Raw genomic sequence first — 22,901 nt, forward strand, 5'->3', positions numbered from 1 at the left:
AATGCCTATTCGGCCGGTTCGGCAGCGGCGATGTCGGCCTGGATCGGGGCGGCAGGCACCCATTCGCGGAGCGGCTGCACCACCGTGCCGTAGAAGGCATCGGTGGCCGAGGTGACGCTGGTGATGAAGCTGGCGGCGGTGCCGGAGCGTTTGCTACCCATCGGGAAGGTGTGTTCGAGGGTGAACGAGACGATCGGGGCGGTGCGTCCTTCGGTGAGGGACCTCGGGTTCGCGCGGACCGTGTCGAGCAGTTCACAGGTCTCGTTGCCACGTTCGGCGAACACGGCTTCGATCTGGAGGCGGCCCGGGGCGTCGGTGAGTTGCTTGGTCAGCCACGAGACCCGCCGGGCAGCCGTTCCTTCGTCCGGTGCGGCGATAGTGGTGCGGCAGCGCACCTTGTTGGTGCGGACATCGGCGACGATGGTCAGTTCGCCCGCGGTGTCGGGGATTCGCAGCACGGCCTCGAAGGAGCCGTCGGTGGCCAACCGTTCGGCGACAGCTGCCGCGCGAGCCGCGGGATCGGCCCGATACTTGCGGGCGAGCACGTGTTTGACCTCGACGCCGAGCTCCGCGGTGAGTCGCAGGGCCAGGTGCCTGCTCAGCGATACCCACGTATCGGCTACCGCCAGCGCTTTCTGATCACCTGCGCGCAAGGTGCCCGCGGTCACGGCATCGCGGACGGTCACCCAATGCCTGCCCATGTCGACGAATTCCGCAGCGCCCGACCGTGGATGGTCGAGGAAGCGCAGGAACTCGGCCAGTATCCAGGACTGCAGCGGGTCGTCGATATCACCGTGTGAGAGCAGCATCCTGGCCTCGTGGGCGATCTCGGCCCAGGACAGATGGCGCAGGGCGACTTTCGTCAGTTTGCGGCGGTCGACCTGCACCGGGAGCTCGCCCGGGCTGGCGGGAATGTCATTGGACAAACTCACGACGACGTCGTACTTCTTCCGCCGTGCGATGTCGAGATAGCTCTCGAGCTGGTCCTTCCTGAGCTTGCCGCTGCCGGTTTTCACCTCGAGCAGCCCGGTCCACTGTCTGCTTCCCCGGCTCACTTTCAGCACGGCATCCGGGACGACCTTCGAGTCGCCCGCCTCGTACTGGACTTCGATGTAGCCCTCGAATGCGCCTGCGGGGGCGCCCATCCTGGCGCAGACGGCGCGGGCGAACGGTCGCACCGCCTGCATGGTCGCGATCAACGCCGAGGTGGTGCGCCGTTCCTGCTCTTCGCCCGCGCCGACGCCGATCACCGAGAACAGCCGCGCGGGTTGCCATCCCTCGGCCTCGGCCTGCCGGAATTCGATCGGCTTGACCTTGCGGACCGGACGCTTGGCGGTACGGACACCGCCGACCCGAGCGGGTTTCGGTGCAGGCGCGGGTTGTGCCGGTTCGACCGGCGCTTCGGCCGGTGACGGTTCGGCGTCATCGATCGACACACCGAAATCTGTTGCCAGCCCACTCAGTCCCGAATCCCAGCCCTGGCCGACCGCGCGGACCTTCCACCCGCCGTCCCTGCGGTAGACCTCCCCGAACACGAACGCCGATTCGGTGTCGGCGTCGGCGGTCAGATACTCGGCCAGCGATCCCCCGGCCGGATCGATGACATGGAGAGCGAGCTTGCCGAGATCACCGAATGTTCCCGCGCCGACACTGCCCGCCAGGGCGATGGTGTGCACCCGATCCGGAACGGTGGCGAGGTCGATCGAGACCCTGGCTTGCATACCCTCCTCGGTCACGCTCGTCCCGAGAAATCGCACCGACCCGTCGGGGGATTCGGGCTGGTTGTAGAACACGAAGTCCGCGTCCGAGCCGACCCTGCGGTCGGTGCCGAGTAGCAGTGCCGAAGCGTCGACTTCGACCGCCGGCTCCGGCCAGCCGATCAGGATGTCGATACGGTCGACATCCTCCGGCAGTGCGATGTTCTGGCCCTTGGACAACAGCGAAGACGACACAGCAGCTCACCCTTCGAGGCTCGGCACGACACTCACCCGCAAGGCGATGCAGCCGACCCACCCGCTGACCCCCTTACCGCACACCACGATTCAGCGGCGATGCCGAGGAATGTCGGTGCTGAGGCCGCAGGTGTTACACAACTCACGTTTAGATGGGCGGAACTATCGTGACCAGCGACGACGATTGTCATCCCGCCCAGGCGATGGCGTCGGGTTCGGCGGTGACGGGGAAGACTCGGACTTCGGCGGGGATGAGGAAGCCGAAGAGGTGGACGGCTTCGCCGAGGGCCTTGTGGTCGGTGACCAGGGCGATGCGGCCCCAGGCGCTGCGGGGGACGCGGACGAGTTTCAGGTCCTGCCACATGGCGTCGAGGGAGTAGCGGTCGAAGTCGGGGCCGAGGACGTAGACGAGGTTGATCGGCTGTTCGTGCTGGAGGGCCGCGTCGATCGCCGGGTCGAGGACGGTGGTGTAGTCCTCGGCGGTGACGGTGCCGGTCGCGCGCAGGCCGATGGTGGCGGCGGGCAGGTGCGGAATCGGTTCCAGGGGCATGATCGGCTCCTTCGTCGTGGTGGTCGGCACCAGCGACGGTAGAGCCGGGGGAGGACCCCGGCGTCATGCGTTGTGGGTGAACTCGAGCTGCCTACTTCGGGTCGCGCTCGGGCAGCGGACGTTCCACGATGTCGGGACGGCCCAGCGAGGTGCGCACCCGGCGTTTGGCGGCCGAGTAGACCTGCGCGGTCTCCGCGGCGACCACGTCCCAGGCGAAGTCGGCGGTGAGCCGTTCGCGGGCGTTGTACGCGCGGTCCTGAGCGGTCGCGGGGTCGTCGAGGACGGCACGGGTGGCGTCGACGATGCCGTCCACGTCGGCCGGTTCGAAGGAGGCGCCGGTGACCCCGTCGATGACGGCCTCACCGAGCCCGCCCGCGGTGGAGGCGATCAGCGGAACACCCGCCGCGGCCGCTTCCAGGGCGACGATGCCGAACGGCTCGTACCTGCTCGGCAGTACGATGGCGTCCGCGCCGTGCAGCCAGCCCAGCAGCTCCGAGTGCCCGAGACTGCCGACGAACTGCACCGCCCTGGCCACGCGATGTACCCGCGCCCGTTCCCGCAGCCAGTCGAACTGGGTGCCGACACCGGCCACGGTCAGGGTGGTCCCGGGGTGGGCGCGCCGGATGCGGGGCAGCGCCGCGATGGCGTCTTGCACGCCCTTCTCGTATTCGAGCCTGCCCACGTAGAGCAGCTTCGGCGGCCCGGAGCGCGGTGCGCGCGGCCGGAAAGTCCACGCGCCCACGTCGATGCCGTTGCGGATCACCGTGATCGGCGCGAGCTCGGGCCCGTAGAGCCGTTCCACCTCGTCCTGCATCGAGCTCGAGCAGGTGATCAGCTGATCGGCCTCGTTGGTCAGCCACCACTCGACCGAGTGGACCTGCTTGTTGACCCGGCCGGACACCCAGCCGCTGTGGCGACCGGCTTCGGTGGCGTGGATGGTCGCCACCAGCGGCACGTCGTAGTACTCGGCCAGCGCGATGGCGGGGTGCGCGACGAGCCAGTCGTGCGCGTGCACCACATCGGGCGTCCAGCCCTCGCCGACGCCCGGCTTGCCCAGGGCGACACCGGCGCGGACCATCGCGTGCCCCATCGCCAGCGTCCAGGCGAGCATGTCCTCGCCGAAGTCGAAGCAGGGCGGGTCCTCGGCCACCGCGACGACGAGTACGCCGTCGGCGATGTAGGAGTGCGTGGGGTGGGTGATCGAGTCGGTGCCCGTGGGCCTGCGCGCCAGCACCACGACCTCGTGACCGGCGGCGGCCAGCTCCACCGCCAGGTGATGGACATGTCGACCGAGCCCGCCGACCACGACCGGCGGGTACTCCCACGACACCATCAAAATCTTCATGCGAATCCTTCAGCGGCGGCCGACGGGACAGCGCTCGGCAACCGCCGCGCGTCCAGACCAGGGAAGAATCCGTCGGCCAGGTTCCATCCTGCCGCGAGACGGGCCGCTTTGGCGAACTGGCCGGCCCCGATGGCCTCGGCGAGTTCGCGGACCGCGTGCGCGTGCTCGTGTGCCCGATCCCGGGCGTACCCGGCGGCGGAGTCCTTGGAGACCATGAAGGCCCAGTCGCTGGAGACGGTGAGAATCGCCTCGCGCAGCAATTGATCGGCGACCGGATCGCGCAGCGAACCGTCCCGGCCGACCTTGTCGAGGGTGTCCAGCGCCAGCCGGACGACGTCGGCGTTGAGCTCGACGAGGTCGGCGACCTGGTCGCCCGCCCACACCCGCCAGTCCTTGCCGGAACCCCACGACGAGTCGTTGAGCTGCACGGGTTCGCCCACGAAGCCGTTGTCGCGGGCGTCGGCGAGGGTGCCGACGGTGACGCCCGCTTCGGGCAGCGCGCGCAGCACCTGTTCGAGCCAGGCGGGACCCTCGTGCCACCAGTGACCGAACAGCTCGGTGTCGAAGGCGGCCACCACGAGGGCGGGCCTGCCGATCCGCGTGGACTCCTCGATCAGCCGGGCGCGCACGGTCTCGACGAAGTCGGCGACGTCGCGGGTGATGGCGGTGGCGGCGAGCTCCGGATCGTAAGGGGCCTTGTCAGGACCGGCGACGGTCTTGCCGGTCACCCGGGACGGTTTGAGACCGGTCGCGTGGTCGTAGTGGTGGAAATCGCGGTAGGCGCTCTGGCCCGGATAGCCCTGTTTCGGCGACCAGACCCGGTAGCTCACCTGGAGATCGCGGCCGAACGCGAGCACGTCGGCGTCGCGAACGGGTCTGCCGAGGGTGGTGTCACCGCGCAGCGACGGGCCGTCGACCATGAAATGCGTCACACCCGCGGCGTCGTAGTTCCGCTCCATGCCGGGGGTGTAGCCGCACTCGGGTGCCCAGATGCCGGTGGGGGTGGTGCCCCAGCGCAGGCGGGCGTCGGCCAGGCCCTCGGTGAGCTGGAACTGCCGAAGTCGCTCGTCGAGCAGCGGCTGGAACGGATGCGCCAGCGGGCCGCCGAGCAGCTCGATCGCGTCGGCGTCGATGAGCGAGCGCCACACCGGCGCGCTGCCGTGCCGCCAGTCCCGCTCGAACTCGGCCAACGCCGTTGCGGCGAGCCGATGTTCGTGCCTGCCCAGCGCCACGTTGCCGGACATGGACGCCTCGTCGGCGCGCAACTGCCAGTTGCCCAGCCAGTGGTGCATGCCCGCCAGGCAGTGCGGATCGTCGAGCTGGGCGGCCAGCACGGGGGTGATGCCCAGGCTCAGCAGGTGTGTACGGCCTTCGGCCGCAAGGTTTTTCAGGACCCGGACCACGGGCAGGTAGGACGCGGCCCAGGACTGGTAGAGCCATTCCTCGCCGACCGGCCAGCGCCCGTGATGGGCCAGCCAGGGCAGGTGGGAATGCAGGACGAGCGTGAACTGGCCCGGCACGGAGCCGGACCGGGCGGAGCGCGAATCGGTCAAGGCCTTGCCTTTGCGGCGCTTGCCTTCTCGGCGATCGCGACCAGGTCCAGGCTCGCGTCGATCTCACCCGCGCGCAGGTCGAAATCGTCGATGGTGACGGCGGCGACGTCGGCGGTCAGGTCGGCGGGCCACGGCTCACCGGCCAGCGCGCGCTCGATCTGGGCGTCGATGAAGGACCCGCCGTGCTTGGCGTCCAACGCTTTCAGGCTCGCGCCGTGGTGCACGCCGAGCATCTCGGTGACCGTGAAACCGGCCTCGACCAGCAGTTCGGTCAGCTCGGCGGCGTTGAGTTCGCGGGTGTGGAACGGGTTGAGCGGGGTGTCGCGACCGGGAGAGAAGGTGATCCGGTTCGGGGTGCTGATCAGCAGCTGCCCGCCCGGGCGCAGCACCCGCAGGCACTCGCGCAGGAACTGCGCCTGGTCCCAGAGGTGCTCGATGACCTGGAAATTCACGACGACGTCGACGGATTCGTCGTCGAGCGGCAGCTCGGCGAGATTGCCCTGGATCATCTCGACCCGCGGGTAGCGCGCGCGCACGTGCGCGACGGCGCCGTCGTCGTAGTCCACGCCGACGACACGCGCGGCCACGCCGGCGATCATGTCGGCGCCGTAGCCCTCGCCCGAACCCGCCTCGAGCACGGTCTTGCCGGTGCACCGGTCGAGCAGGCGGGCATAGGCGATCTCGTGCCGACGGAACCAGTAGTTCTCCTCGGCGATGCCGGGCACGGTCCGCTCACCGGTCAGCGGCAGTGGTTCATGTGTGGCGGCCACAGGTGCGGCAGGGATCACAGCCTCGCTCATTTCTCCGACGTTACTGGTACCGCCGGTTCCCCCAGGACTCAGGGATCGGTTCCGAACCCCTTGTGCATGTAGGTTACCCACGAGTAACTTAGCGTAGGGTAGTGTTCCGCTCTGAGCTACTCACACGGACGTACGGCCCAGCTCGTGCGGCCACCACACACGTGTACCCAGAAGGAGGTCGACGAAGACCGATGCCGAACATCGTCGTACTCATCAAGCAGGTTCCCGACACCTGGTCCGAGCGCAAGCTGACCGATGGTGACTACACCCTCGACCGCGAGGCCGCCGACGCCGTCCTCGACGAGATCAACGAGCGCGCCGTCGAGGAAGCGCTGCTGATCAAGGAGGCGCAGGGCGGCGAGGTCACCGTGCTGGCCGCCGGTCCGGATCGCGCCACCGAGGCCATCCGCAAGGCGCTGTCCATGGGTGCCGACAAGGCCATCCACATCAACGACCCGGCGATCCACGGCTCCGACGCCGTGCAGACCGCGTGGGTGCTGGCCGGCGCGCTGGGCCAGGTCGAGGGCGTCGAGCTGGTCATCGCCGGCAACGAGGCCACCGACGGTCGCGCGGGTGCCGTGCCGGCGATCATCGCCGAGTACCTGGGCATCCCGCAGCTGACGCACCTGCGCAAGCTGGCCGTCGACGGCGACAAGATCACCGGCGAGCGCGAGACCGACGAGGGCGTCTTCAAGCTCGAGGCGTCCCTGCCCGCCATCGTCTCGGTCACCGAGAAGATCAACGAGCCGCGCTTCCCGTCCTTCAAGGGCATCATGGCCGCGAAGAAGAAGGAAGTTCAGGTCTTCACCCTGGCCGATCTGGGCATCGACCCGTCGACCGTGGGCGTGGCCAACGCCGGCACCCAGGTCACCGGCTCCACCCCGAAGCCTGCCCGCACCGCGGGCGAGAAGATCGCGGACGAGGGTGAGGGCGGCAACCAGATCGCCACCTACCTCATCGGTCAGAAGATCATCTGATCCGGCCCCGTCCGAGACTTCGAAGGAGAAAGAACAATGGCTGAAGTACTTGTGCTCATCGAGCACGCCGACGGTGCCGTGAAGAAGGTCAGCACCGAACTGCTCACCGCCGCCCGTACCCTGGGCGAGCCCGCCGCCGTCGTGACCGGCCCGGCCGGCACCGCCGACAAGCTGGCCTCCGCGCTGGCCGCCGCCGGTGCCGAGAAGATCTACGTCGCCGAGTCCGACGACGTCGACGGCTTCCTGGTCACCCCGAAGGTCGACGTGCTGGCCGGCCTGGTCGAGTCCGCCTCGCCCGCCGCCGTGCTGGTCGCCGCCACCGCCGAGGGCAAGGAGGTGTCGGGCCGCCTCGCCGCGCGTATCGGCTCCGGCCTGCTCGTCGACGTCATCGGCGTCAACGCCGACGGCTCGGCCGTGCACTCCATCTTCGGTGGCGCGTTCACCGTCGACGCCAAGGCCACCGGCGACGTGCCGGTGATCTCGATCCGTCCGGGCGCCATCGAGACGGTCGCGCAGGCCGGTGCGGGCGAGCAGGTCGTCGTCGAGGTTCCGGCCCAGGAAGACGGCGTCGTCAAGGTCGTCTCGCGTGAGCCGATCGTGGGCGGCGACCGTCCGGAGCTGACCGAGGCGAGCATCGTCGTCTCCGGTGGCCGTGGTGTCGGTTCCGCCGACAACTTCGCGGTCGTCGAGGCGCTGGCCGACTCGCTCGGTGCCGCTGTCGGCGCCTCGCGTGCCGCCGTCGACTCGGGCTACTACCCGGGCCAGTTCCAGGTCGGTCAGACCGGTAAGACGGTCTCCCCGCAGCTCTACATCGCCCTGGGCATCTCCGGCGCCATCCAGCACCGCGCCGGCATGCAGACCTCGAAGACCATCGTCGCGGTCAACAAGGACGAAGAGGCCCCGATCTTCGAGATCGCGGACTACGGCATCGTGGGCGACCTGTTCAACGTCGCCCCGCAGCTGACCGAGGCCGTGAAGTCCCACAAGGGATAAATCGCTGAGGCGCTGAGCGCACTGCGGCCCCGTCCGGGTATCCCGGGCGGGGCCGCTTGCGTCTCGCGAGAGATGTCGTAGCCCGCGCCCTGCTGACACCGCTTCGGCGACTTCTGTCCGGGTGGGCTGTGCACCGTGGTGTGGCCGGTCGTCGTTGCCGCTGATCGAGGCGGTCGATTCACCTAATGCATGTCCCTGTCCGGTATCGACCGTCCTGACCTGCCCGAATTCATGACGTGGGAGCAGTTGGGGCAACTTCCGGATGAGATCGCCGGCCAGATCGAGCTCTGGGAGGGTCGGGTCGTCTGGCTGCGGCGTGGCCCCGGCGAGCATCAGATCTTCATGCGTCGGCTGACCAATGCGCTGGAGCGGTCCGCGGGAGACGACATGGCGGGGCACCCTGACCGTTGCTGGGTCGCCAATCTCGAGACGACCGTGTTCCTCGGTTCGACCGGATAGTCGGACTTTGTCACCCCGGACTTCTTGATACACCGTTGTCTAGGTGGTCCACTGCACCCTGTCGACTATCGACTCGACGACGAGTGGATCAACGATGCCGACGGCACGGTGTCATTCCCTCAACCTTTCCCGATCGAGGTCCCCTGGTCCGCGCTGGCCTTCTGATGTTTCGTGTCTCCGATGCGTCGAAGGTTTCTCCGGTGACCGGGGATTGCCGCGGCGTTTCGAGTGGAGGGCCGCCTTGTGGAGGCCGTGCGACCACTGCTTGAACGGTGGTCGACCCGGTGGCTACGTTGTGCCCGTGGAGATGGTGTGGTGGGGCTGGTATCGGCGAAACTTCTTCGATGACAAGGAGATAGCCGCGCGTGACCGGTTGGCCGACGCCGGCAGCGCCCCGGTTGGTGCGCGAGATCGACGCGACGGTGCCGGCCCAGCTCGAATGCCAGCTGCACGCCGTGATTCTGGGGCGAGTGCTGGACCTGTGCCGGAAGTGCGGCTTCCGACCGCCGCCGCTGACACCGCTGCTCGAGTACCCGGGCGCGACGCTGTGGGCGGCGATTCCGGGCATGTACGGCGGCTTCGCGATCGCGCTGGTGGCCGATGCGGACGAACTCGAGGTATCCAGCTGGTGCCGGGTGGCCGGTGGTTCGGGCCAACGGCATCGGGTTCGGCCGGACGGGTTCGACCTCGTCGAGGAAGGGTTCGTCTAGCCGGGAGCGTTCACCGGGCGGCCGAGCACCATCCACTTGTCCGGGTCGGTGAGGGTTTCGAAGCCGAACTTCTCGTAGAGGCCGTGGGCGTCGTGGGTGGCGAGCACGACGCGGCGCAGGTTGTCGGGGGCGAGGTGGTCGCGGATCGCGGCGACCAGCGCGACGCCGACCCCCTTGCCGCGTACCGCGCGATCCACGTACACATCGCACAGCCACGCGAAGGTCGTCCGGTCGGTGATCACGCGCGCGTAGGCGACCTGCTCGCCCGAAACACGTTCGTAAACTCCGAAATTGAGTGATTCCGCGATGGCGCGGTCCTGCAGCTCGCGGGTTCTGCCCATGGCCCAGTACGAGTCGGTGGACAGCCAGGTGTGCACGCGGGCGGCGTCGATGCGGGCGGTCTCGGTGGAGACCTCGTAACCGTCGGGGATCTCGGGTAGTGGGGTGTCGGTCATCTGGGCAGAATCGCAGGCCGGATACCGCGCTGTCGAGGGGGTTTCGGGCCACCCGGATGCCCGGTGGGGCTCTCCCCGCACGCGGATCGGCATGGCAGGGTGGGGTGGGTGACGATGTTGCCGATCGAAGTGCCGCCGGAGGTCGAGGAGACGGTACGGGCGGTGTTCGGGGCCGCGGGGGAGCGGTGGCTGGACGACTTGCCCGCGCTGGTGAAAAAGCTCTGTGCGGCTTGGGAGCTGATGCTGGTCGGCCCGGCGTTCGAGGGTGGGACGCACGCGTTCGTCGCGCCGGTGCGGCGCGGGGACGGGTCGGTGGCGGTGCTCAAGGTGCCGGTGGTCGACGAGGAGAACGCGGCGGAGGCGACCGGGCTGTATTGCTACGGCGGGGACGGGGCGGCGATGCTGTACCGGTTCGACGTCGACAGTGGCGCGATGTTGATGGAGTGGGCGCGGCCGGGGGAGCCGCTGCTGGAGCAGCCGGGGTTCCCGAGTCTGGAGGGCAGGCCGGAGAACACCGAGCGGGTCCGCCTGGCCTGCGGGCTGCTACGCCGGTTGCGGCGGGAGCCGGTCGACGTTCCCGAGGACTATCCGGCACTACCGATTGCGACCGACGTGGTCGCGCAGTGGACCGCGCGGCTCCGGCAGCCGGAACCCGAACTCGCCGAGGTCCTTCCGGACGCTCTGCGCGAGCGGGCACTGGCGTGGTGCGCGCGCCTCGCGGTTCCGGTGGGCCCGCTGCTCGTCGTCAATCGCGACACCCACCTCGGCAATATCGTTGCCGCCGAACGCGAACCGTGGCTGCTCATCGATCCGAAGCCCTACCTCGGCGAAGCCGCCTTCGACGCGGGCTTTGTGATCATGATCCAGGTGCAGTCCTCCCCGACCCCTGAGCACGCCCGTGCCGTCGTCGCCGCGACGGCACGTGACCTCGACATCCCCGTCGACCGTGCCCAAGGCTGGGCCTTCCTGCGCGCGATCGAGGAGATCATCTGGTCGGTCGAGGACGACGATGCCGAGACGCTGCCGCTCCACCTGGCCGTCGCACACGCCCTGGCGAGCTCGCCCATCGGCTAGCCGCTCCTACCGCCGGTGCAACGCGTCCAGCAGGGTGTTCACGATCGGATTCTGGCGTGCGTCCTCACGCAGCACCGCCGACACCGGGATACGCAGGCGGTGGTCGGTGAGGTCCAGGGTGAGCAGCCCCTTGGTCGGGCCCTCGTAGAGGACCGTCCAGGACTCGGGCCGGTTGAGCAGTTCCATCGTGGCGGTGTGGTCGGGGGGAATCGGTGGACCGAAGGTGGGGCCGACCGGAAGATCGGCGAAGGCCGAGCGGATCAGGGTGTGCAGCAGGACCTGCTCCTGCTCGGGCGGGAGCAACAGCGGATAGGGACTGAGGTCGGCGAGCGTGACGACCCCCTTGCCCGCCAGCGGGTGACTGCTCGAGATCGCGATCACCAGATCCTCGACCCACAACTGCTCCACCGCCAGCCCCGGCTGATCCACACTGCCGCGGATCAGCGCCAGATCGCAGTCACCGTCGGCCACGGCCGTGATCCGCTGACGGAACGGCTTGATGACGTATTCGATCTCGGCGTCGGGGTGGGCGGCGCGGGCGGCGGCGATCGCGGACAGCGACCGGGCCGCGAACGACATGTTGGCGGCGAGCCGGATGCGCGGGCCGGTGGTGCGCACGGCGGCGCGGATCGCGGACTCCAGACTCAGCATCTGCTTGGCCAGCGGCAGTAGGCGCAGGGTGGCGTCGGTGGGGACGACGGCGCGGGTCGTGCGCTCGAACAGCTGGGCGCCGAGGTCACGTTCGAGTCTCGCGATCTGGTGGCTGATCGCGGATTGGGAGATGAAGCAGCGGCTCGCCGCGCGGCTGAAACTGAGCTCCTCACAGACCGCGACGAAGTACGCCAGCTGGCGAAGTTCCACCAGGTCCCTCCTATTGATTAGTTATGCAGATAAGAGTCATCTTCAGTATGCGCCCAAACACTGGAAACATCTGCGTTCCGCATCGCGTTTACTCATATGAAAGGACTCATTACCGATCTTGGAGCGCGCGATCATGGAACACACGGATGTCGTCATCGTCGGTTCGGGCTTCGGCGGACTCGCCGCTGCCAAGCAACTGAGCAAGTCACGAATCAACTACGTCCTGATCTCGAGCACGCCCGAGCACCTGTTCCAGCCCCTGCTCTACCAGGTGGCCACCGGCGTGCTCGCGCCCGAGGAGATCGCACCGCCGATCAAGAACGTACTGCGCCGTCACCCCGAGGCCGACGTCCGGCTCGGCAAGGTCACCGCGATCGACGCCGAGGCCGCCGTGCTCACCTACGAGACCGCCGAGGGTACCCGCCAGATCGGCTACGGCTCGCTCATCGCGGCCACCGGCGCCAGCCAGAGCTACTTCGGCCGCGACGACTTCGCCGACAAGACCTTCTCGCTCAAGACCATCGACGACGCCCAGCGCCTGCGCGACCAGATCGCCTCGGTGTTCGCCGCGGCCGAGAACGCCGACGAGGCGACCCGGCGCAGGCTGCTCAGCTTCGTCGTCGTCGGCGCGGGCGCGACCGGCGTCGAGGTGGCGGGCCAGATCAAGGAACTGGCCAAACGGCACTTCCACCAGGAGGTCTCGGTGACCCTGGTCGAGGGCGCCGGCGCGGTGCTGCCCCCGTTCGGCGGCGGGCTCTCGGAATACGCGAAGCGCTCGCTGACCGACAGTGGCGTCGAGGTGCTGCTCGGGACCTTCGTCACCGATATCGACGAGGGCAAGGTGACGGTCAAGGACGCCGAGGGCATCGAGCGCGGCATCGCCGCCGAGACCGTGGTGTGGTCGGCCGGCGTGCAGGCGGGCGGATTCGCGGCACTGCTGGCCGAGGCCACCGGCGCCGAGACCGACCGCGCGGGCCGGCTGCTGATCAACCCCGACCTGACCGTCGGCGGCCACGCCGACATCTTCGCCATCGGCGACATGACCTCGCTCAACGGCTACCCCGGCCAGTCGCCGGTCGCCATGCAGGAGGGTCGCCACGCCGCCGACATCATCCGGCGCAAGAAGGACGCGGGCACGCCGTTCGTCTACTGGGACAAGGGCAGCATGGCGGTGATCAGCCGCTTCAGCGCGGTGGTCAAGCTCAACGACCGCATCACGTTCAAGGGCACCATCGCCTGGGCGATGTGGCTGGCCGTGCACCTGATGTACCTGGTCGGCTTCCGCAACCGCTTCGCCGCGGTCGCCTCGTGGCTGGTGGCCTTCATCGGCACCGCCCGCCCCGGCTTCGCCGACGCGGCCGAGACGAAGGTCGACGCCCGACAGGCCGAGCACCAGCCCGACACGCGAGAGCACATCGCGGTCTGACCGAGATGACAGCGCCCCGTCATCACGATGACGGGGCGCTGTCGCTGTCGGTCAGCGGCGATCAGCGATGCGAGGCGGCCGCGAAGGTGGGCACGCTGGCCAGCAACGTGCGCGTATAGGCCGCGGCCGGAGCCTCGTAGATCTGGGCGCAGGGCCCGGATTCGACGAGCTTGCCGTGCCGCAGCACCGCCACCGCGTCACTGACATGGCGCACCACCGCCAGGTCGTGCGAGATGAACAGCATCGTCAACGCGAGGCGTTCGCGCAGATCGAGCAGCAGATTGAGAACTTCTGCCTGCACCGAGCAGTCCAGCGCGGAGGTGATCTCATCGGCGATGATCACCTCCGGTTCCACCGCCAGCGCCCGGGCGATCGCGATCCGCTGACGCTGGCCGCCGGAGAACTCGTGGGGATAACGCCCTGCTGCGCTGGGATCCAGCGATACCGTCGCCAGCCGTCGCCCGATCGCCTCGGCGTGTACGCGCGGATCGGCGCGGGTCGGGTCGATGGCTTCGGCGATGGCCCGCCCGATGGTCATGCGCGGGTTCAACGAGGCGTAGGGATCTTGGGACACCAGTTGCACGCGGCGCCGCAACCGGCGCGGTGACTTTCCGGTGAGTGACTGACCGTCGAGGGTGATCCGCCCGGCGGTGGGCGCCACGAGCCCGACCACTGCCTTGGCGATCGTCGACTTGCCCGAGCCGGATTCGCCGACCAGGCCGAGGGTTCGGCCGGTCGGCACCCGCAGGGTGACCTCGTCGACCACGGTCGTGGCGTGTCGGCCCGAGCCGTAGGCGATGCTGAGCCCGGTGATCTCGAGTCCTGTGGTCATCGCGTGGGAACCTCCTGTGCGGCCTCGACGACATGGCAGGCAACGCCGCCGATTCGCGGTGGCGGCTCGGCCGCGCAACGTGGCACCGCGAGCGGACACCGTGGCGCGAAGGCACACCCGATCGGCCGGTCGGCGGGTGCGGGCGGGCGGCCGGGGATGGTCGCCAGCCTGCCTCCGGGCGCGCTGCCGTCGAGGGTCGGGCTGGCCGCGAGCAGGGCGCGCGTGTACGGGTGCCGAGCGCGTCCGGCGCGCAGTTCCGCAGCGGTCAGCTCCTCGACCACCCGCCCGGAGTACATCACCACCACGCGATGGCAGAGCGTGCCGACCACACCGATGTCGTGGGAGATGAACAACATTCCGGTACCGCGGTCATTGATCTCCCGCAGCAGGTCCAGGACCTCCGCCTGCACGGTCACATCGAGTGCGGTCGTCGCCTCGTCGGCGATGATCAACCGGGGATCGGGCAGCACCGCAGCGGCGATCATCGCCCGCTGCCGCATTCCGCCCGAGAGCTGGTGGGGATACTGGCCGAGCACTGTCTCCGGCTGCCGCACATGTACCCGGCGCAGGGCCTCGGTGGCCCGCGCCATAGCCTTGCGTCGTGTCGTCTTGCCGTGCACGCGTAGCACTTCGGTCAGCTGGGTACCGATGCGCAGCGCGGGATTGAAGGAAGCGGACGGGTCCTGGTAGACGATGCCGAGCGCGGTCGCCAATCGCGCCGGGTCGCTGTCGGTGCTCGTCAGGTCGAGCCCGTCCAGATCGAGGCAGGCCGCCCTGATGGTGAGTTCGTCGGGCAACAACCGGGCCACCGCCATCGCCGTCAACGACTTACCCGAGCCCGATTCACCGACGAGGCCGACGATCTCGCCCGGCGCCACCCGCAGTGAGACCGAATCGACCAGGCGGACACCACTGTCCAACTCGACGCTGAGGTCGGTGACCGTCAGCAGTGCGCCGGGCTCGGGAGCTTTCGGGGTGACCGGTGCGGTGACCGCCGGTGCTCGCCGCGGGGCGGTGCGCTCGCGCGGATCGATAGTGGCGGCGAGGCCGTCACCGATCAGCGAGGCGAACACCCCGGTCACCGTGATCGCGACAGCGGGACCCAGAGCTTCCGCCGGTGTGGTGTAGAGCGAGCGCAGTCCGCCGTTGAGCAGTGAGCCCCAGTCGAATTGGGGGTTCTGCACACCGAGTCCGAGGAACGACAGACCCGACAGCGCGACCAGCACCTGCGCGTACGCGGAGGAGAACAGCACTGTCAGCGGTCCGGCGATGTTGGGCAGCAAATGCCTGCTCATCACCCGCGCCGGTGAGACTCCGAGAAGTCTGGCGGTGGAGACGAAGTCGCGCCCGGCGACCGAGCCGGCGAGGTTGGCGGTGAGCCGTGCGAACGACGGCGAGCCGCCGAGCACGATGGCGATCACCGAGGCGGTCGGACCCGCGCCGAGAATGGTGGCGATCACCAGCGCCATGATCAGCGTCGGAGCGGTGACCATGATGTCGATGATCCGGAGCCCGACTTCACGGATCCGGGGCCCGGACACCCACACCGCGGTACCGATCGCGATACCGACGGCAGCGGCGAGCACGGTCGCCACGGTGGTCAACACCACCGTGAGCCGGGTCGCGACCAGGACCCGCGCCAACACATCGCGCCCGAGTGAGTCCGTCCCGAGCCAGTGCTCGGCGCTGCTCCCGCCGCGCACCGTGTCGGACATGGCGGTGGCGGTGTCGTACAGCAGGGGCGGGGCGAGGAGGGCGACCAGGACGACGACGGCGAAGCCGACCGCGCCGGCCACCAGGGAGGGATGGGGACGAGGCTTCATCGGTTGCCTCCGGCGAGCGAGGAGCGCGGGTCGAGAATCGCCAGCGCGATGTCGACCAGTAGGTTCAGCACGGCGGCCAGCAGTCCGAGAACCAGGACGCAGCCCTGGATCACCGGGTAGTCGCGCACCAGCAACGCGTCGACCACCCGCTGGCCGATGCCTGGCCAGGCGAACACGGTCTCCACGATCACCGTGCCGCCCAGCATCGAGGCCAGGACCAGACCGCTCAGGGTCATGACGGCAGTGAGCAGGTTGGGCAGTACGTGCCGCAGATACAGCCGTAGCAGGGGCAGCCGTCTACCGCGCGCGGTACGGATGTAGTCCTGGGACAAGACGTTTCCGGCTTCGCGTCGCACCACCCGTGCCATCACACACAGGCTGGGCAGGCTGATCGCCAGCACCGGCAGGATCAGCGACTGCGCGGTCTGCGCGCCACCCGCGGGCAACACCCCGAGCATGATCGCGAAGATCACCACCAGCGCCGTACCGACCACGTATTCCGGGACGGCACCGAGCAATCCGGTGGTCAGGGTGAACGCCCCGTCGGCCCGCCTGCTGTGTCGTGCCGCGACCGCGATGCCGAGTGGCAGCGCGACCGCGAGCACCAGGATCAGCGAGAACACCGCCAGCTCGGCGGTGAACGGCAGCCGCGTCGCGATCACGTCCGAGACCGCCTCCCTGGTCTGGAACGACCTGCCGAGATCACCCTGGGCCAGCCCCGACACGTAGTCGGTGAAACGGGTGAGCAGCGGGCGGTCCAGGCCCAGTTCGGCCCGGATCCGGGCGATGTCGGCCTGGGTCGCGTTCTGCCCGGCCAGCGATTCGGCGGGGTCACCGGGAATGAGCTGGATCATGGCGAAGGTGACTACGACGAGCACCACGGCCACGGCGAGGAGTCCGGCCGCGCGGCGCACCGCGAAGCCGATCCACCCTGTCACGCGCCGATCCGCAGGGTGCTGAGGTCGATCTGGCCGTTGGGGATGTGTGCGCGCACACCGTCGGCGAAAACGTAGCGCACGTTCAGCGTCGACAACGGCACGATGTCGACGGCGCTGAGCAGCCCCGCCTGACCCCGTTGCCAGGCTGCGCATTTGGCCGTCTGGTCGGTGGTGACGACCGCCGCGCGCAGACCCTCGTCGAAGGCGTCGTTGTGGGTCGCGCCGTAGTTGCGACCCGCCGGCGGTTCGGCACCGGTGAGCAGGTTGGACGCGGTGAGCAGCGTGGTCGACAGCGACGCCATCACGTTGATGTCCCAGTCCCCGCCGGGTAGCACCGACGAGGCCCAGGTGTTGTTGTCGACATTGACCAGCTTCACCTCGGCTCCGGCCGCGCGCAGTGCCTCGGCGACATAGGTGTTGCCCGCGCCGTCGGCGATCGCGTTGGTGCCGGTCACCGTGATCTTCTTGCCTGCCAGAACTCGGGTGGCCGCCGCGAGGTCGTGCCGGGTCAGCAGGGCATCGTCGGTGTTGGCGCAGACATTGGCGGTGTCGTCGACATAGCTCTTCAGCAGGGTTCCCGAGCCGCCGAGGACCTTGTTGTAGGCCGGAGCCTCCATGGCCTGTCCCACGGCCTTGCGGAACTCCGCGTCGGCGCCCGGCTTGCCCGCGCGCTGGTTGAAGAACAGGAAGTTGCGGACCATCGGCGCGGTCTCGGTGTCGAAGCCCTGTGCCAATCGGGTCCCGTCGGGACCGGTGAAGCCGGCGAAGTCGAGCTGACCGGTCTGCAGGAGATTGGCCGCGGCGGATTCGCTCTTGACGATGCTGAGCTCGAGCGTGGCGGGGGAGCGGCCCGCCCGGTCGGCGGCGAAAGCGGGAAACGCGTCGAAACCCTCGCGCAGGGAGGCGATGTAGCGGGAGCCGCGTTCACTCGCTGTCAGGACGTAGGGGCCGGTGCCTGCGCCGACCACCGAACCGGTGGCCAGGCCGGTGGGGTCGTCCAGACCGGGCTGACAGATGATGCCCGAGTTGACCAAGCCCAGCGAGGGGAGCAACTCCGTCCAGGGCGTAGCCATGCGTACCGAGACGGTGCCGGCCGCGTCGTCGCCGGTGATGGTGGTCTTGTCGCCGCCATTGGCCGGGCCGAACGTGTACGCCGCGCCTGGAGCCGTCTTGCGGAAGTACTCCAGCGATGCGGCGACCTGGCGCGCGGTGAGCGGGCTCCCGTCCGAGCAGGTCAGGCCCTGCTGCAAGGTGAAGGTGGCTTGCGTCGCGGTGACGTCCCACGACGCGGCCAGGCGCGGGACGACGACGTTGTCGTCGTCGAGGCCGACCAGCGTCGAGTAGAGCAGCCGGTCGACGGCGTACTCGGAGGATCCGGCCGCCCGTGCGGGATCGAAGCTACCGACGTCGGAGGTCAGCGCCAGGCGCACCGTCCCGCCGGACGCGCCGCCCCGATCGGCGGTCTGCGATGTCGTGCACGCGGCGAGTGTCGCGACCGCCGCGACACACGCTGCGAAGAGGGGGCGTTTCATGCGAACTCCTTGATGCGTGAGGTGACATCAAGGAAGCAGCGTCGCTGCCGAACGCCGGACTATCGCAAATGTCGGCCATTGCGGGCGCGCTGGTGCCGAATACGGGCGGAGAAGGTTGTTTTGCCGAGGATAATCGCCACCGGCGGGGCCCGGCTCGCGCTGCGCGCCGGCGGCGGGCCGCCGGGTTCTATCGATCGGTGGGTGAGTCGGCCGCCGTGGCGCGCGTGCGCAGGGCATCGACGAGCGCGTCCTCGGCTCCGGAAGCCGTGCGGTCCGCCCAGCGACCGATCGGAATGTGGCGCAGGTAGCGCCCGTGGGGGTCGAGCAGGGTAGCGCCGATCTTCAGCGGCCACAGCGCCATCGACCGATCGGCGATGGCGAGGTCCGGCATGGCTTCGGTGAGCCGCGCCTCGAAGGCGGGCATATCGGCCATCGTGCGCAGCCAGACGTTGAAGATCAGATTGCGCGGCCCGGTCATCGAGTAGCACATGCGGGTCTCGCGCATCGCCGCGATCGCGTGGCCGATCTCGGCGGCCCGCGCCAGCGGCGTTGCGGCCCAGAAGGTGACGCTGAGCGGCCAGCCCGACGCGAACCGCGCCACTTCGCAGCGATAGGCGATGGCGTTGTCGTGGTCGAGTCGCGCCAGTCGCCTGCGCACGGTGGTCGGGCTCATCCCGGTGCGCTCGGCCAGAGTGGTGACCGACTGCCTGCAGTCGCGACTGAGTTCGGTCACCAGCGGGATGTCGGCGGCGTGGATGGAGCCGTAACCGGGCGTGCGGCGCTGGGTCTGCGCCGACAACGCGGTGTGGGCCATCCGGGTCCGATCGAGCCGCCAGCGGCTGCCCTCGGTGAACGAGGTGGTCACCACCTGCGAGCGGGTGGTGACCACACCGGCGAGGGCGCCGAGCCGGAAGGTGACATAGCGGGCCAGGGACGCGTGGTCGAAGAAGGCCGCGGTGATCATCAGGTCGCGCGCGCCCGTGGTGAGTTCGACGGTCACCAGGTTCACATCGAGGGCGAGTTCGGCCGCTACTTCATGCAGACGTCCTGGAGCACAGTCGATTTCGATGACGGCGAGGATCGGCGACACGCCGTCGATGCTGAGCGGATAGCAGGTGAGCCAGGCCAGGCCCTCGCTGTGCAGCCGCGCCCAGCGGCGTGCCGCGGTGGAGCCGTCGATGCCGAGGGCACGTCCGATCTGCTGCCACTGTGCCCGCGGCGCCACCTGTAGGGCCGCCACCAATTCGTAGTCGAGCTCGTCCAGCGTGGCGGAATTCTGCATAGTTGGGCCTTTCAACGGCGAGATCCGGCAAATTGTATCGGTCCGGCGACTCGATCGGCACCGTGAAGTGGCCCAGCCCTTCCATCCGAGGAGCCCACCGTGGTGAACGAACTCAGCGCGCTATCGACCCCGTCCCCCCTCGCCGGGCTCGGTCGAACGATCGTCCCGGCGACCACCGAGGACCCCTGGCAGCGGGTGTACCGGCAGTTGCACGCCCATCCGGAACTGTCGGGCAGGGAATTCGCCACCGCGAGCCTGGTAGCCGAACAGCTGCGCGCGCTGCCGGGCTGGGAGGTCACCGAACGGGTCGGCGGCACCGGGGTGGTCGGGGTCCTGCGGGGCGGGCCGGGCCCGGTCGTGTGGATGCGGGCCGATATGGACGCTCTGCCGGTGCACGAGGACACCGGACTGGACTACGCCTCGACCGTGTCCGGTGTCATGCACGCATGCGGACACGACATGCACGTGGCCGCGTTGCTCGGTGTCTGCGCCGAATTGGCCGCCGGCGATACCGTCACCGGTACCGTCGTCGCGATCTTCCAGCCCGCGGAGGAAACCGGCGCGGGTGCGGCCGGCATGTTGAACGACGGTCTGCTGGAGCGCTTTCCACGCCCGGATATCTGTCTCGGGCAGCACGTCGGGCCGACCCCGGCCGGACTGGTCCTCACCCGCAGCGACACCCTGATGGCGGCATCGGACTCGGTGCGGGTGCGGCTGGCGGGCATCGGCGGACACGGGTCGAGTCCGCATCTGGCCGTGAATCCGCTGACCATGGCCGCCTCGCTCGTCCTGCGCTTGGACGGCCTGGTCGCGCGTCAGGCGGCCGTAGGGTCGAGTCCGGTACTCACCGCGGGTTCGTTGCACGTGGGCACGCGGCCGAACATCATTGCCGAGAACGCCGAACTCCTGCTCACTCTGCGCACGTTCTCCGAGCGTTCCCGCGCGCAGATGATGGAGGCGATCCGGCGGGTCGTCGCGGCCGAGGCCGCGGCGGCGGGTACCGCCATCGCGCCGGAGGTCGAGTTCTACGACCACTTCCCGATGACGGTGAACACTGTGGGCGCCACCGAGCGGGTGATGGCCGAACTCGGCGCGACCGGGTTGGCTGTGCTGCCCTTGAGGAACCCGCTCAGCGGCAGTGAGGACTTCGGTCTCCTCGGCACGGCGGCAGGCTGTCCGTCGGTGTTCTGGAACATCGGTGGCTTCGGCCCCGATCGCTTCGGCCCCGACGACGCGGCGTATATGCTGGCCGAAGGCACGGTACCGCCGCATTTCCCGGTCAATCACTCCTCGCGTTTCGCCCCCGATCCGGCGGTGACGCTGCCCGCCGCGATCGCCGCGATGGGCGCTGCCGTACGGGCGGAACTGGGTATCGGCGAATGTTGTGCGGCCGTGAAATGAACGCTCGGTGTGACCCCCATCTCGTTCACCGAACGGGCATCGACACGACACCGATGTGTCGCCCCGATGCCAGCTCGGACTGGCTTCATCAGCGGTATGACAATTTCGTCCGTGTTGACCGCGCCGGCGCCGGACTCCGGGGTGGGGAAGTCTCGGTACAGTCTGGTCGTCGCGTCCGATGCCGAGCACAGGGAGGCCGCGCAGCGGCTCCGATTCCAGGTCTTCGCCTCCGAACCCGGGTTCCGGATGCCCGACAACGGCACCGGCCTGGACGCCGACCGGTTCGACGAGCACTGCGACCACCTGCTGGTCCGTGACGAGTTCACCGAGCAGTTCGTCGGCTGCTACCGGATGTTGCCGCCGGACAAGGTGACCGCCGCGGGCGGGTACTACACGGCGACCGAATTCGATCTCACCCAGCTCGACCCGACCGGTCACCGGATCGTCGAGATGGGCCGGGCCTGCGTGGTGCCCGACCACCGCAACGGCTCGGTGCTCACCCTGATGTGGGCGGGGATTCTGCACTACATCCAGCTCACCGGCTACGACTGGGTGATGGGCTGCGTCTCGGTGCCCATGCAGGACGGCCCCCAGGACCCGGCCGGGGTGAACGTGCGCGGCGTGCGTGACCTGCTGCTGGGCCGCCACGCCTGCGACCCCGAGCGCCGGGTGCACCCGCACCGCCCGGTCGTCGTCGACGGGCTCTGCCTCGACGAGCTGACACCGCCGAGCCGCCCCAAGCTCCCGCCGCTGCTGCGCGGATACCTGCGCCTGGGCGCCGAGATCTGCGGCGAACCGGCCCACGATCCCGATTTCGCCGTCGCCGACTTCGTCGCGCTGCTCGGCATGGAAACCATCAACACCCGGTATCTGGAGCGGCTGCAGAGCGCGGCCGCCAATTTCGACGGGAAGTAATCACCATGGTGTTCGACGCGCCGCCCGCCACTCACTCGCACTCGTGGATGCCGTCGAGCCCCTGTGGTTCACGCTGCATCGAACCGATCGACCAGGTCGGTACCGCCAGGACGATCGCCCGGCTGGCCGGGGTGATCGGCCTGGTGCTCACCTTCCCCGTGCTGACCGCGGCGACGCCGAGGTCACGCCGGGAGAACGTGCAGCGCCGGTATGCCCGCGCCGCACTCGGTTGCCTGGGGATGCGGCTGCGCATCATCGACAACCGCACCCCCGAGCAGGGCGCGTCGACGGCGGGCTTCGCCGAGCCGGGCACCGCGGTGATGGTGGTGACCGGGCACATCGGCTGGGCCGACGTGGTCGCCCTGGCCGCGGTGCAGCCGGTCGGCTTCGTCGCCCGCGCCGACATGGTCGAGTGGCCGGTGCTGGGCAAGCTGGCCCAGCTCACCCGGGTGATCCCGATCGAGCGGGCCCGCCTGCGCGAACTGCCGGGCGTGGTCGGTCAGGTCGGGCGGCGGCTGGCCGAGGGCAACCGGATCGCGGTCTTCCCGGAGGGCACCACCTGGTGCGGGCGGGCCTACGGCTCGATGCGCCCGGCCATGTTCCAGGCCGCGATCGACACCACCACCCCGGTGCAGCCGGTTCGGCTGCGCTACCTCGACCGGCACGGCGTCCCGTGCACGGTGCCCGGTTTCGTCGGCGACGACAGCTTCGCCGATTCGGCGAAGCGGGTGCTGCGCAGTCGCGGCATGGTCGTCGAGATCTCGCTCGAGCCGCTGGAGCACCCGGGGTCGGACCGCCGCGATCTCGCGCGGCGGTGCGAGGCCGCCGTGCGCGGTACGGACCGCTCGCGCCACGGCGTGCGCGACACCGAATGGATCGAAGCGGGCAACACCCGCGTGCAAGATCCGTCGGTCGATCAGCGGACGCCGGAAAAGGTATCGGCTACTGCCTGGTAACCGATTGCCGGTGCTTCTCGTCCTTTACCGGGGACCGCGCTCGCGGTCTCCGGTAAAGGCGTTCGTC

The 22,901-nt window shown here is 69.2% G+C and carries 21 protein-coding genes; 9 read left to right on the forward strand and 12 right to left on the reverse strand.

Annotated elements, in window-relative coordinates; genetic code table 11:
- Positions 1 to 5: 5 nt before the first annotated feature.
- From ATM97_RS18605 to ATM97_RS18625, 5 genes are all read right to left on the reverse strand, one after another.
- Complete coding sequence (locus ATM97_RS18605; protein WP_218719308.1) at positions 6 to 1,952, reverse strand: TerD family protein; 1,947 nt, start codon at positions 1,950 to 1,952, stop codon at positions 6 to 8.
- Positions 1,953 to 2,139: 187 nt separating this feature from the next.
- On the reverse strand, positions 2,140 to 2,502 hold the full coding sequence (locus ATM97_RS18610; protein WP_218719309.1) for an STAS/SEC14 domain-containing protein: 363 nt from the start codon (positions 2,500 to 2,502) through the stop codon (positions 2,140 to 2,142).
- A 91-nt stretch (positions 2,503 to 2,593) separates the two neighbouring features.
- Positions 2,594 to 3,847, reverse strand: coding sequence for a glycosyltransferase family 4 protein (locus tag ATM97_RS18615; protein ID WP_218719310.1), 1,254 nt, complete (start codon positions 3,845 to 3,847; stop codon positions 2,594 to 2,596).
- A complete protein-coding gene (locus tag ATM97_RS18620) occupies positions 3,844 to 5,400 on the reverse strand; it encodes a glycoside hydrolase family 57 protein (protein ID WP_218719311.1) in 1,557 nt (518 codons plus the stop codon). The genes ATM97_RS18615 and ATM97_RS18620 overlap by 4 nt, the downstream gene beginning before the upstream one ends.
- The gene (locus tag ATM97_RS18625; RefSeq protein ID WP_218719312.1) at positions 5,397 to 6,200 is read right to left on the reverse strand and encodes a methyltransferase domain-containing protein; all 804 of its coding nucleotides are present in this window, start codon (positions 6,198 to 6,200) and stop codon (positions 5,397 to 5,399) included. Before ATM97_RS18625 ends, ATM97_RS18620 begins: the two co-directional genes overlap by 4 nt.
- Before the next feature lie 191 nt (positions 6,201 to 6,391).
- On the opposite strand from ATM97_RS18625, the gene ATM97_RS18630 reads away from it, so the two are divergent.
- From ATM97_RS18630 to ATM97_RS18645, 4 genes are all read left to right on the forward strand, one after another.
- Entirely contained in the window at positions 6,392 to 7,177 is a 786-nt protein-coding gene (locus ATM97_RS18630) for an electron transfer flavoprotein subunit beta/FixA family protein (protein WP_218719313.1), read from the forward strand.
- A gap of 36 nt (positions 7,178 to 7,213) precedes the next feature.
- On the forward strand, positions 7,214 to 8,170 hold the full coding sequence (locus tag ATM97_RS18635) for an electron transfer flavoprotein subunit alpha/FixB family protein (RefSeq protein ID WP_218719314.1): 957 nt from the start codon (positions 7,214 to 7,216) through the stop codon (positions 8,168 to 8,170).
- A 189-nt stretch (positions 8,171 to 8,359) separates the two neighbouring features.
- Positions 8,360 to 8,629 (forward strand): hypothetical protein, encoded by a 270-nt coding sequence (locus ATM97_RS34490; protein ID WP_255588011.1) that lies wholly within the window; start codon positions 8,360 to 8,362, stop codon positions 8,627 to 8,629.
- 365 nt (positions 8,630 to 8,994) lie between these two features.
- Positions 8,995 to 9,339 (forward strand): hypothetical protein, encoded by a 345-nt coding sequence (locus tag ATM97_RS18645; RefSeq protein ID WP_218719315.1) that lies wholly within the window; start codon positions 8,995 to 8,997, stop codon positions 9,337 to 9,339.
- On the opposite strand, the gene ATM97_RS18650 is transcribed toward ATM97_RS18645, so the two are convergent.
- Positions 9,336 to 9,794 (reverse strand): GNAT family N-acetyltransferase, encoded by a 459-nt coding sequence (locus ATM97_RS18650; RefSeq protein ID WP_218719316.1) that lies wholly within the window; start codon positions 9,792 to 9,794, stop codon positions 9,336 to 9,338. The genes ATM97_RS18645 and ATM97_RS18650 overlap by 4 nt on opposite strands.
- Before the next feature lie 114 nt (positions 9,795 to 9,908).
- Between ATM97_RS18650 and ATM97_RS18655 the strand changes: the two genes are divergently transcribed.
- Complete coding sequence (locus ATM97_RS18655; protein ID WP_255588026.1) at positions 9,909 to 10,868, forward strand: aminoglycoside phosphotransferase family protein; 960 nt, start codon at positions 9,909 to 9,911, stop codon at positions 10,866 to 10,868.
- Between the two features lie 6 nt (positions 10,869 to 10,874).
- On the opposite strand, the gene ATM97_RS18660 is transcribed toward ATM97_RS18655, so the two are convergent.
- A complete protein-coding gene (locus ATM97_RS18660; RefSeq protein WP_189027249.1) occupies positions 10,875 to 11,729 on the reverse strand; it encodes a LysR family transcriptional regulator in 855 nt (284 codons plus the stop codon).
- A gap of 133 nt (positions 11,730 to 11,862) precedes the next feature.
- Between ATM97_RS18660 and ATM97_RS18665 the strand changes: the two genes are divergently transcribed.
- Positions 11,863 to 13,155 carry an NAD(P)/FAD-dependent oxidoreductase gene (locus ATM97_RS18665; RefSeq protein WP_218719317.1) on the forward strand — a complete coding sequence of 431 codons (1,293 nt, stop codon included), beginning with the start codon at positions 11,863 to 11,865 and terminating at the stop codon, positions 13,153 to 13,155.
- Positions 13,156 to 13,216: 61 nt separating this feature from the next.
- On the opposite strand, the gene ATM97_RS18670 is transcribed toward ATM97_RS18665, so the two are convergent.
- The 5 genes from ATM97_RS18670 to ATM97_RS18690 form a co-directional block, all read right to left on the reverse strand.
- Entirely contained in the window at positions 13,217 to 13,987 is a 771-nt protein-coding gene (locus ATM97_RS18670) for an ABC transporter ATP-binding protein (protein WP_218719318.1), read from the reverse strand.
- The gene (locus ATM97_RS18675) at positions 13,984 to 15,810 is read right to left on the reverse strand and encodes a dipeptide/oligopeptide/nickel ABC transporter permease/ATP-binding protein (RefSeq protein WP_218719319.1); all 1,827 of its coding nucleotides are present in this window, start codon (positions 15,808 to 15,810) and stop codon (positions 13,984 to 13,986) included. The genes ATM97_RS18670 and ATM97_RS18675 overlap by 4 nt, the downstream gene beginning before the upstream one ends.
- A complete protein-coding gene (locus ATM97_RS18680) occupies positions 15,807 to 16,748 on the reverse strand; it encodes an ABC transporter permease (RefSeq protein ID WP_218719320.1) in 942 nt (313 codons plus the stop codon). The genes ATM97_RS18675 and ATM97_RS18680 overlap by 4 nt, the downstream gene beginning before the upstream one ends.
- A complete protein-coding gene (locus ATM97_RS18685; RefSeq protein WP_218719321.1) occupies positions 16,745 to 18,280 on the reverse strand; it encodes an ABC transporter substrate-binding protein in 1,536 nt (511 codons plus the stop codon). The genes ATM97_RS18680 and ATM97_RS18685 overlap by 4 nt, the downstream gene beginning before the upstream one ends.
- Positions 18,281 to 18,467: 187 nt before the next feature.
- Positions 18,468 to 19,562, reverse strand: a complete 1,095-nt coding sequence (locus ATM97_RS18690; RefSeq protein ID WP_218719322.1) for an Lrp/AsnC family transcriptional regulator — start codon at positions 19,560 to 19,562, stop codon at positions 18,468 to 18,470.
- A 99-nt stretch (positions 19,563 to 19,661) separates the two neighbouring features.
- Here ATM97_RS18690 and ATM97_RS18695 point away from each other — a divergent pair, with 99 nt between their 5' ends.
- The 3 genes from ATM97_RS18695 to ATM97_RS18705 all read left to right on the forward strand — a co-directional run bounded on the left by ATM97_RS18695 (position 19,662) and on the right by ATM97_RS18705 (position 22,834).
- A complete protein-coding gene (locus tag ATM97_RS18695) occupies positions 19,662 to 20,963 on the forward strand; it encodes an amidohydrolase (RefSeq protein ID WP_308248543.1) in 1,302 nt (433 codons plus the stop codon).
- Between the two features lie 96 nt (positions 20,964 to 21,059).
- Positions 21,060 to 21,878, forward strand: a complete 819-nt coding sequence (locus ATM97_RS18700) for a GNAT family N-acetyltransferase (protein ID WP_218719323.1) — start codon at positions 21,060 to 21,062, stop codon at positions 21,876 to 21,878.
- Positions 21,879 to 21,883: 5 nt separating this feature from the next.
- Positions 21,884 to 22,834 (forward strand): 1-acyl-sn-glycerol-3-phosphate acyltransferase, encoded by a 951-nt coding sequence (locus ATM97_RS18705; protein WP_218719324.1) that lies wholly within the window; start codon positions 21,884 to 21,886, stop codon positions 22,832 to 22,834.
- Positions 22,835 to 22,901 lie beyond the last annotated feature (67 nt).

Origin of the sequence: Nocardia sp. MH4 (genome assembly GCF_019266065.1) — a bacterium.
Taxonomy (GTDB): Bacteria; Actinomycetota; Actinomycetes; order Mycobacteriales; family Mycobacteriaceae; genus Nocardia; species Nocardia canadensis.

Coding starts and splice junctions, on each gene's coding strand:
- ATM97_RS18610 (WP_218719309.1), bottom strand. CDS start 2,502: ATGCCCCTGGAACCGATTCCGCACCTGCCCGCCGCCACCATCGGCCTG.
- ATM97_RS18615 (WP_218719310.1), bottom strand. CDS start 3,847: ATGAAGATTTTGATGGTGTCGTGGGAGTACCCGCCGGTCGTGGTCGGC.
- ATM97_RS18625 (WP_218719312.1), bottom strand. CDS start 6,200: ATGAGCGAGGCTGTGATCCCTGCCGCACCTGTGGCCGCCACACATGAA.
- ATM97_RS18630 (WP_218719313.1), top strand. CDS start 6,392: ATGCCGAACATCGTCGTACTCATCAAGCAGGTTCCCGACACCTGGTCC.
- ATM97_RS18635 (WP_218719314.1), top strand. CDS start 7,214: ATGGCTGAAGTACTTGTGCTCATCGAGCACGCCGACGGTGCCGTGAAG.
- ATM97_RS34490 (WP_255588011.1), top strand. CDS start 8,360: ATGTCCCTGTCCGGTATCGACCGTCCTGACCTGCCCGAATTCATGACG.
- ATM97_RS18650 (WP_218719316.1), bottom strand. CDS start 9,794: ATGACCGACACCCCACTACCCGAGATCCCCGACGGTTACGAGGTCTCC.
- ATM97_RS18655 (WP_255588026.1), top strand. CDS start 9,909: ATGTTGCCGATCGAAGTGCCGCCGGAGGTCGAGGAGACGGTACGGGCG.
- ATM97_RS18665 (WP_218719317.1), top strand. CDS start 11,863: ATGGAACACACGGATGTCGTCATCGTCGGTTCGGGCTTCGGCGGACTC.
- ATM97_RS18670 (WP_218719318.1), bottom strand. CDS start 13,987: ATGACCACAGGACTCGAGATCACCGGGCTCAGCATCGCCTACGGCTCG.
- ATM97_RS18675 (WP_218719319.1), bottom strand. CDS start 15,810: ATGAAGCCTCGTCCCCATCCCTCCCTGGTGGCCGGCGCGGTCGGCTTC.
- ATM97_RS18685 (WP_218719321.1), bottom strand. CDS start 18,280: ATGAAACGCCCCCTCTTCGCAGCGTGTGTCGCGGCGGTCGCGACACTC.
- ATM97_RS18690 (WP_218719322.1), bottom strand. CDS start 19,562: ATGCAGAATTCCGCCACGCTGGACGAGCTCGACTACGAATTGGTGGCG.
- ATM97_RS18700 (WP_218719323.1), top strand. CDS start 21,060: ATGACAATTTCGTCCGTGTTGACCGCGCCGGCGCCGGACTCCGGGGTG.
- ATM97_RS18705 (WP_218719324.1), top strand. CDS start 21,884: ATGGTGTTCGACGCGCCGCCCGCCACTCACTCGCACTCGTGGATGCCG.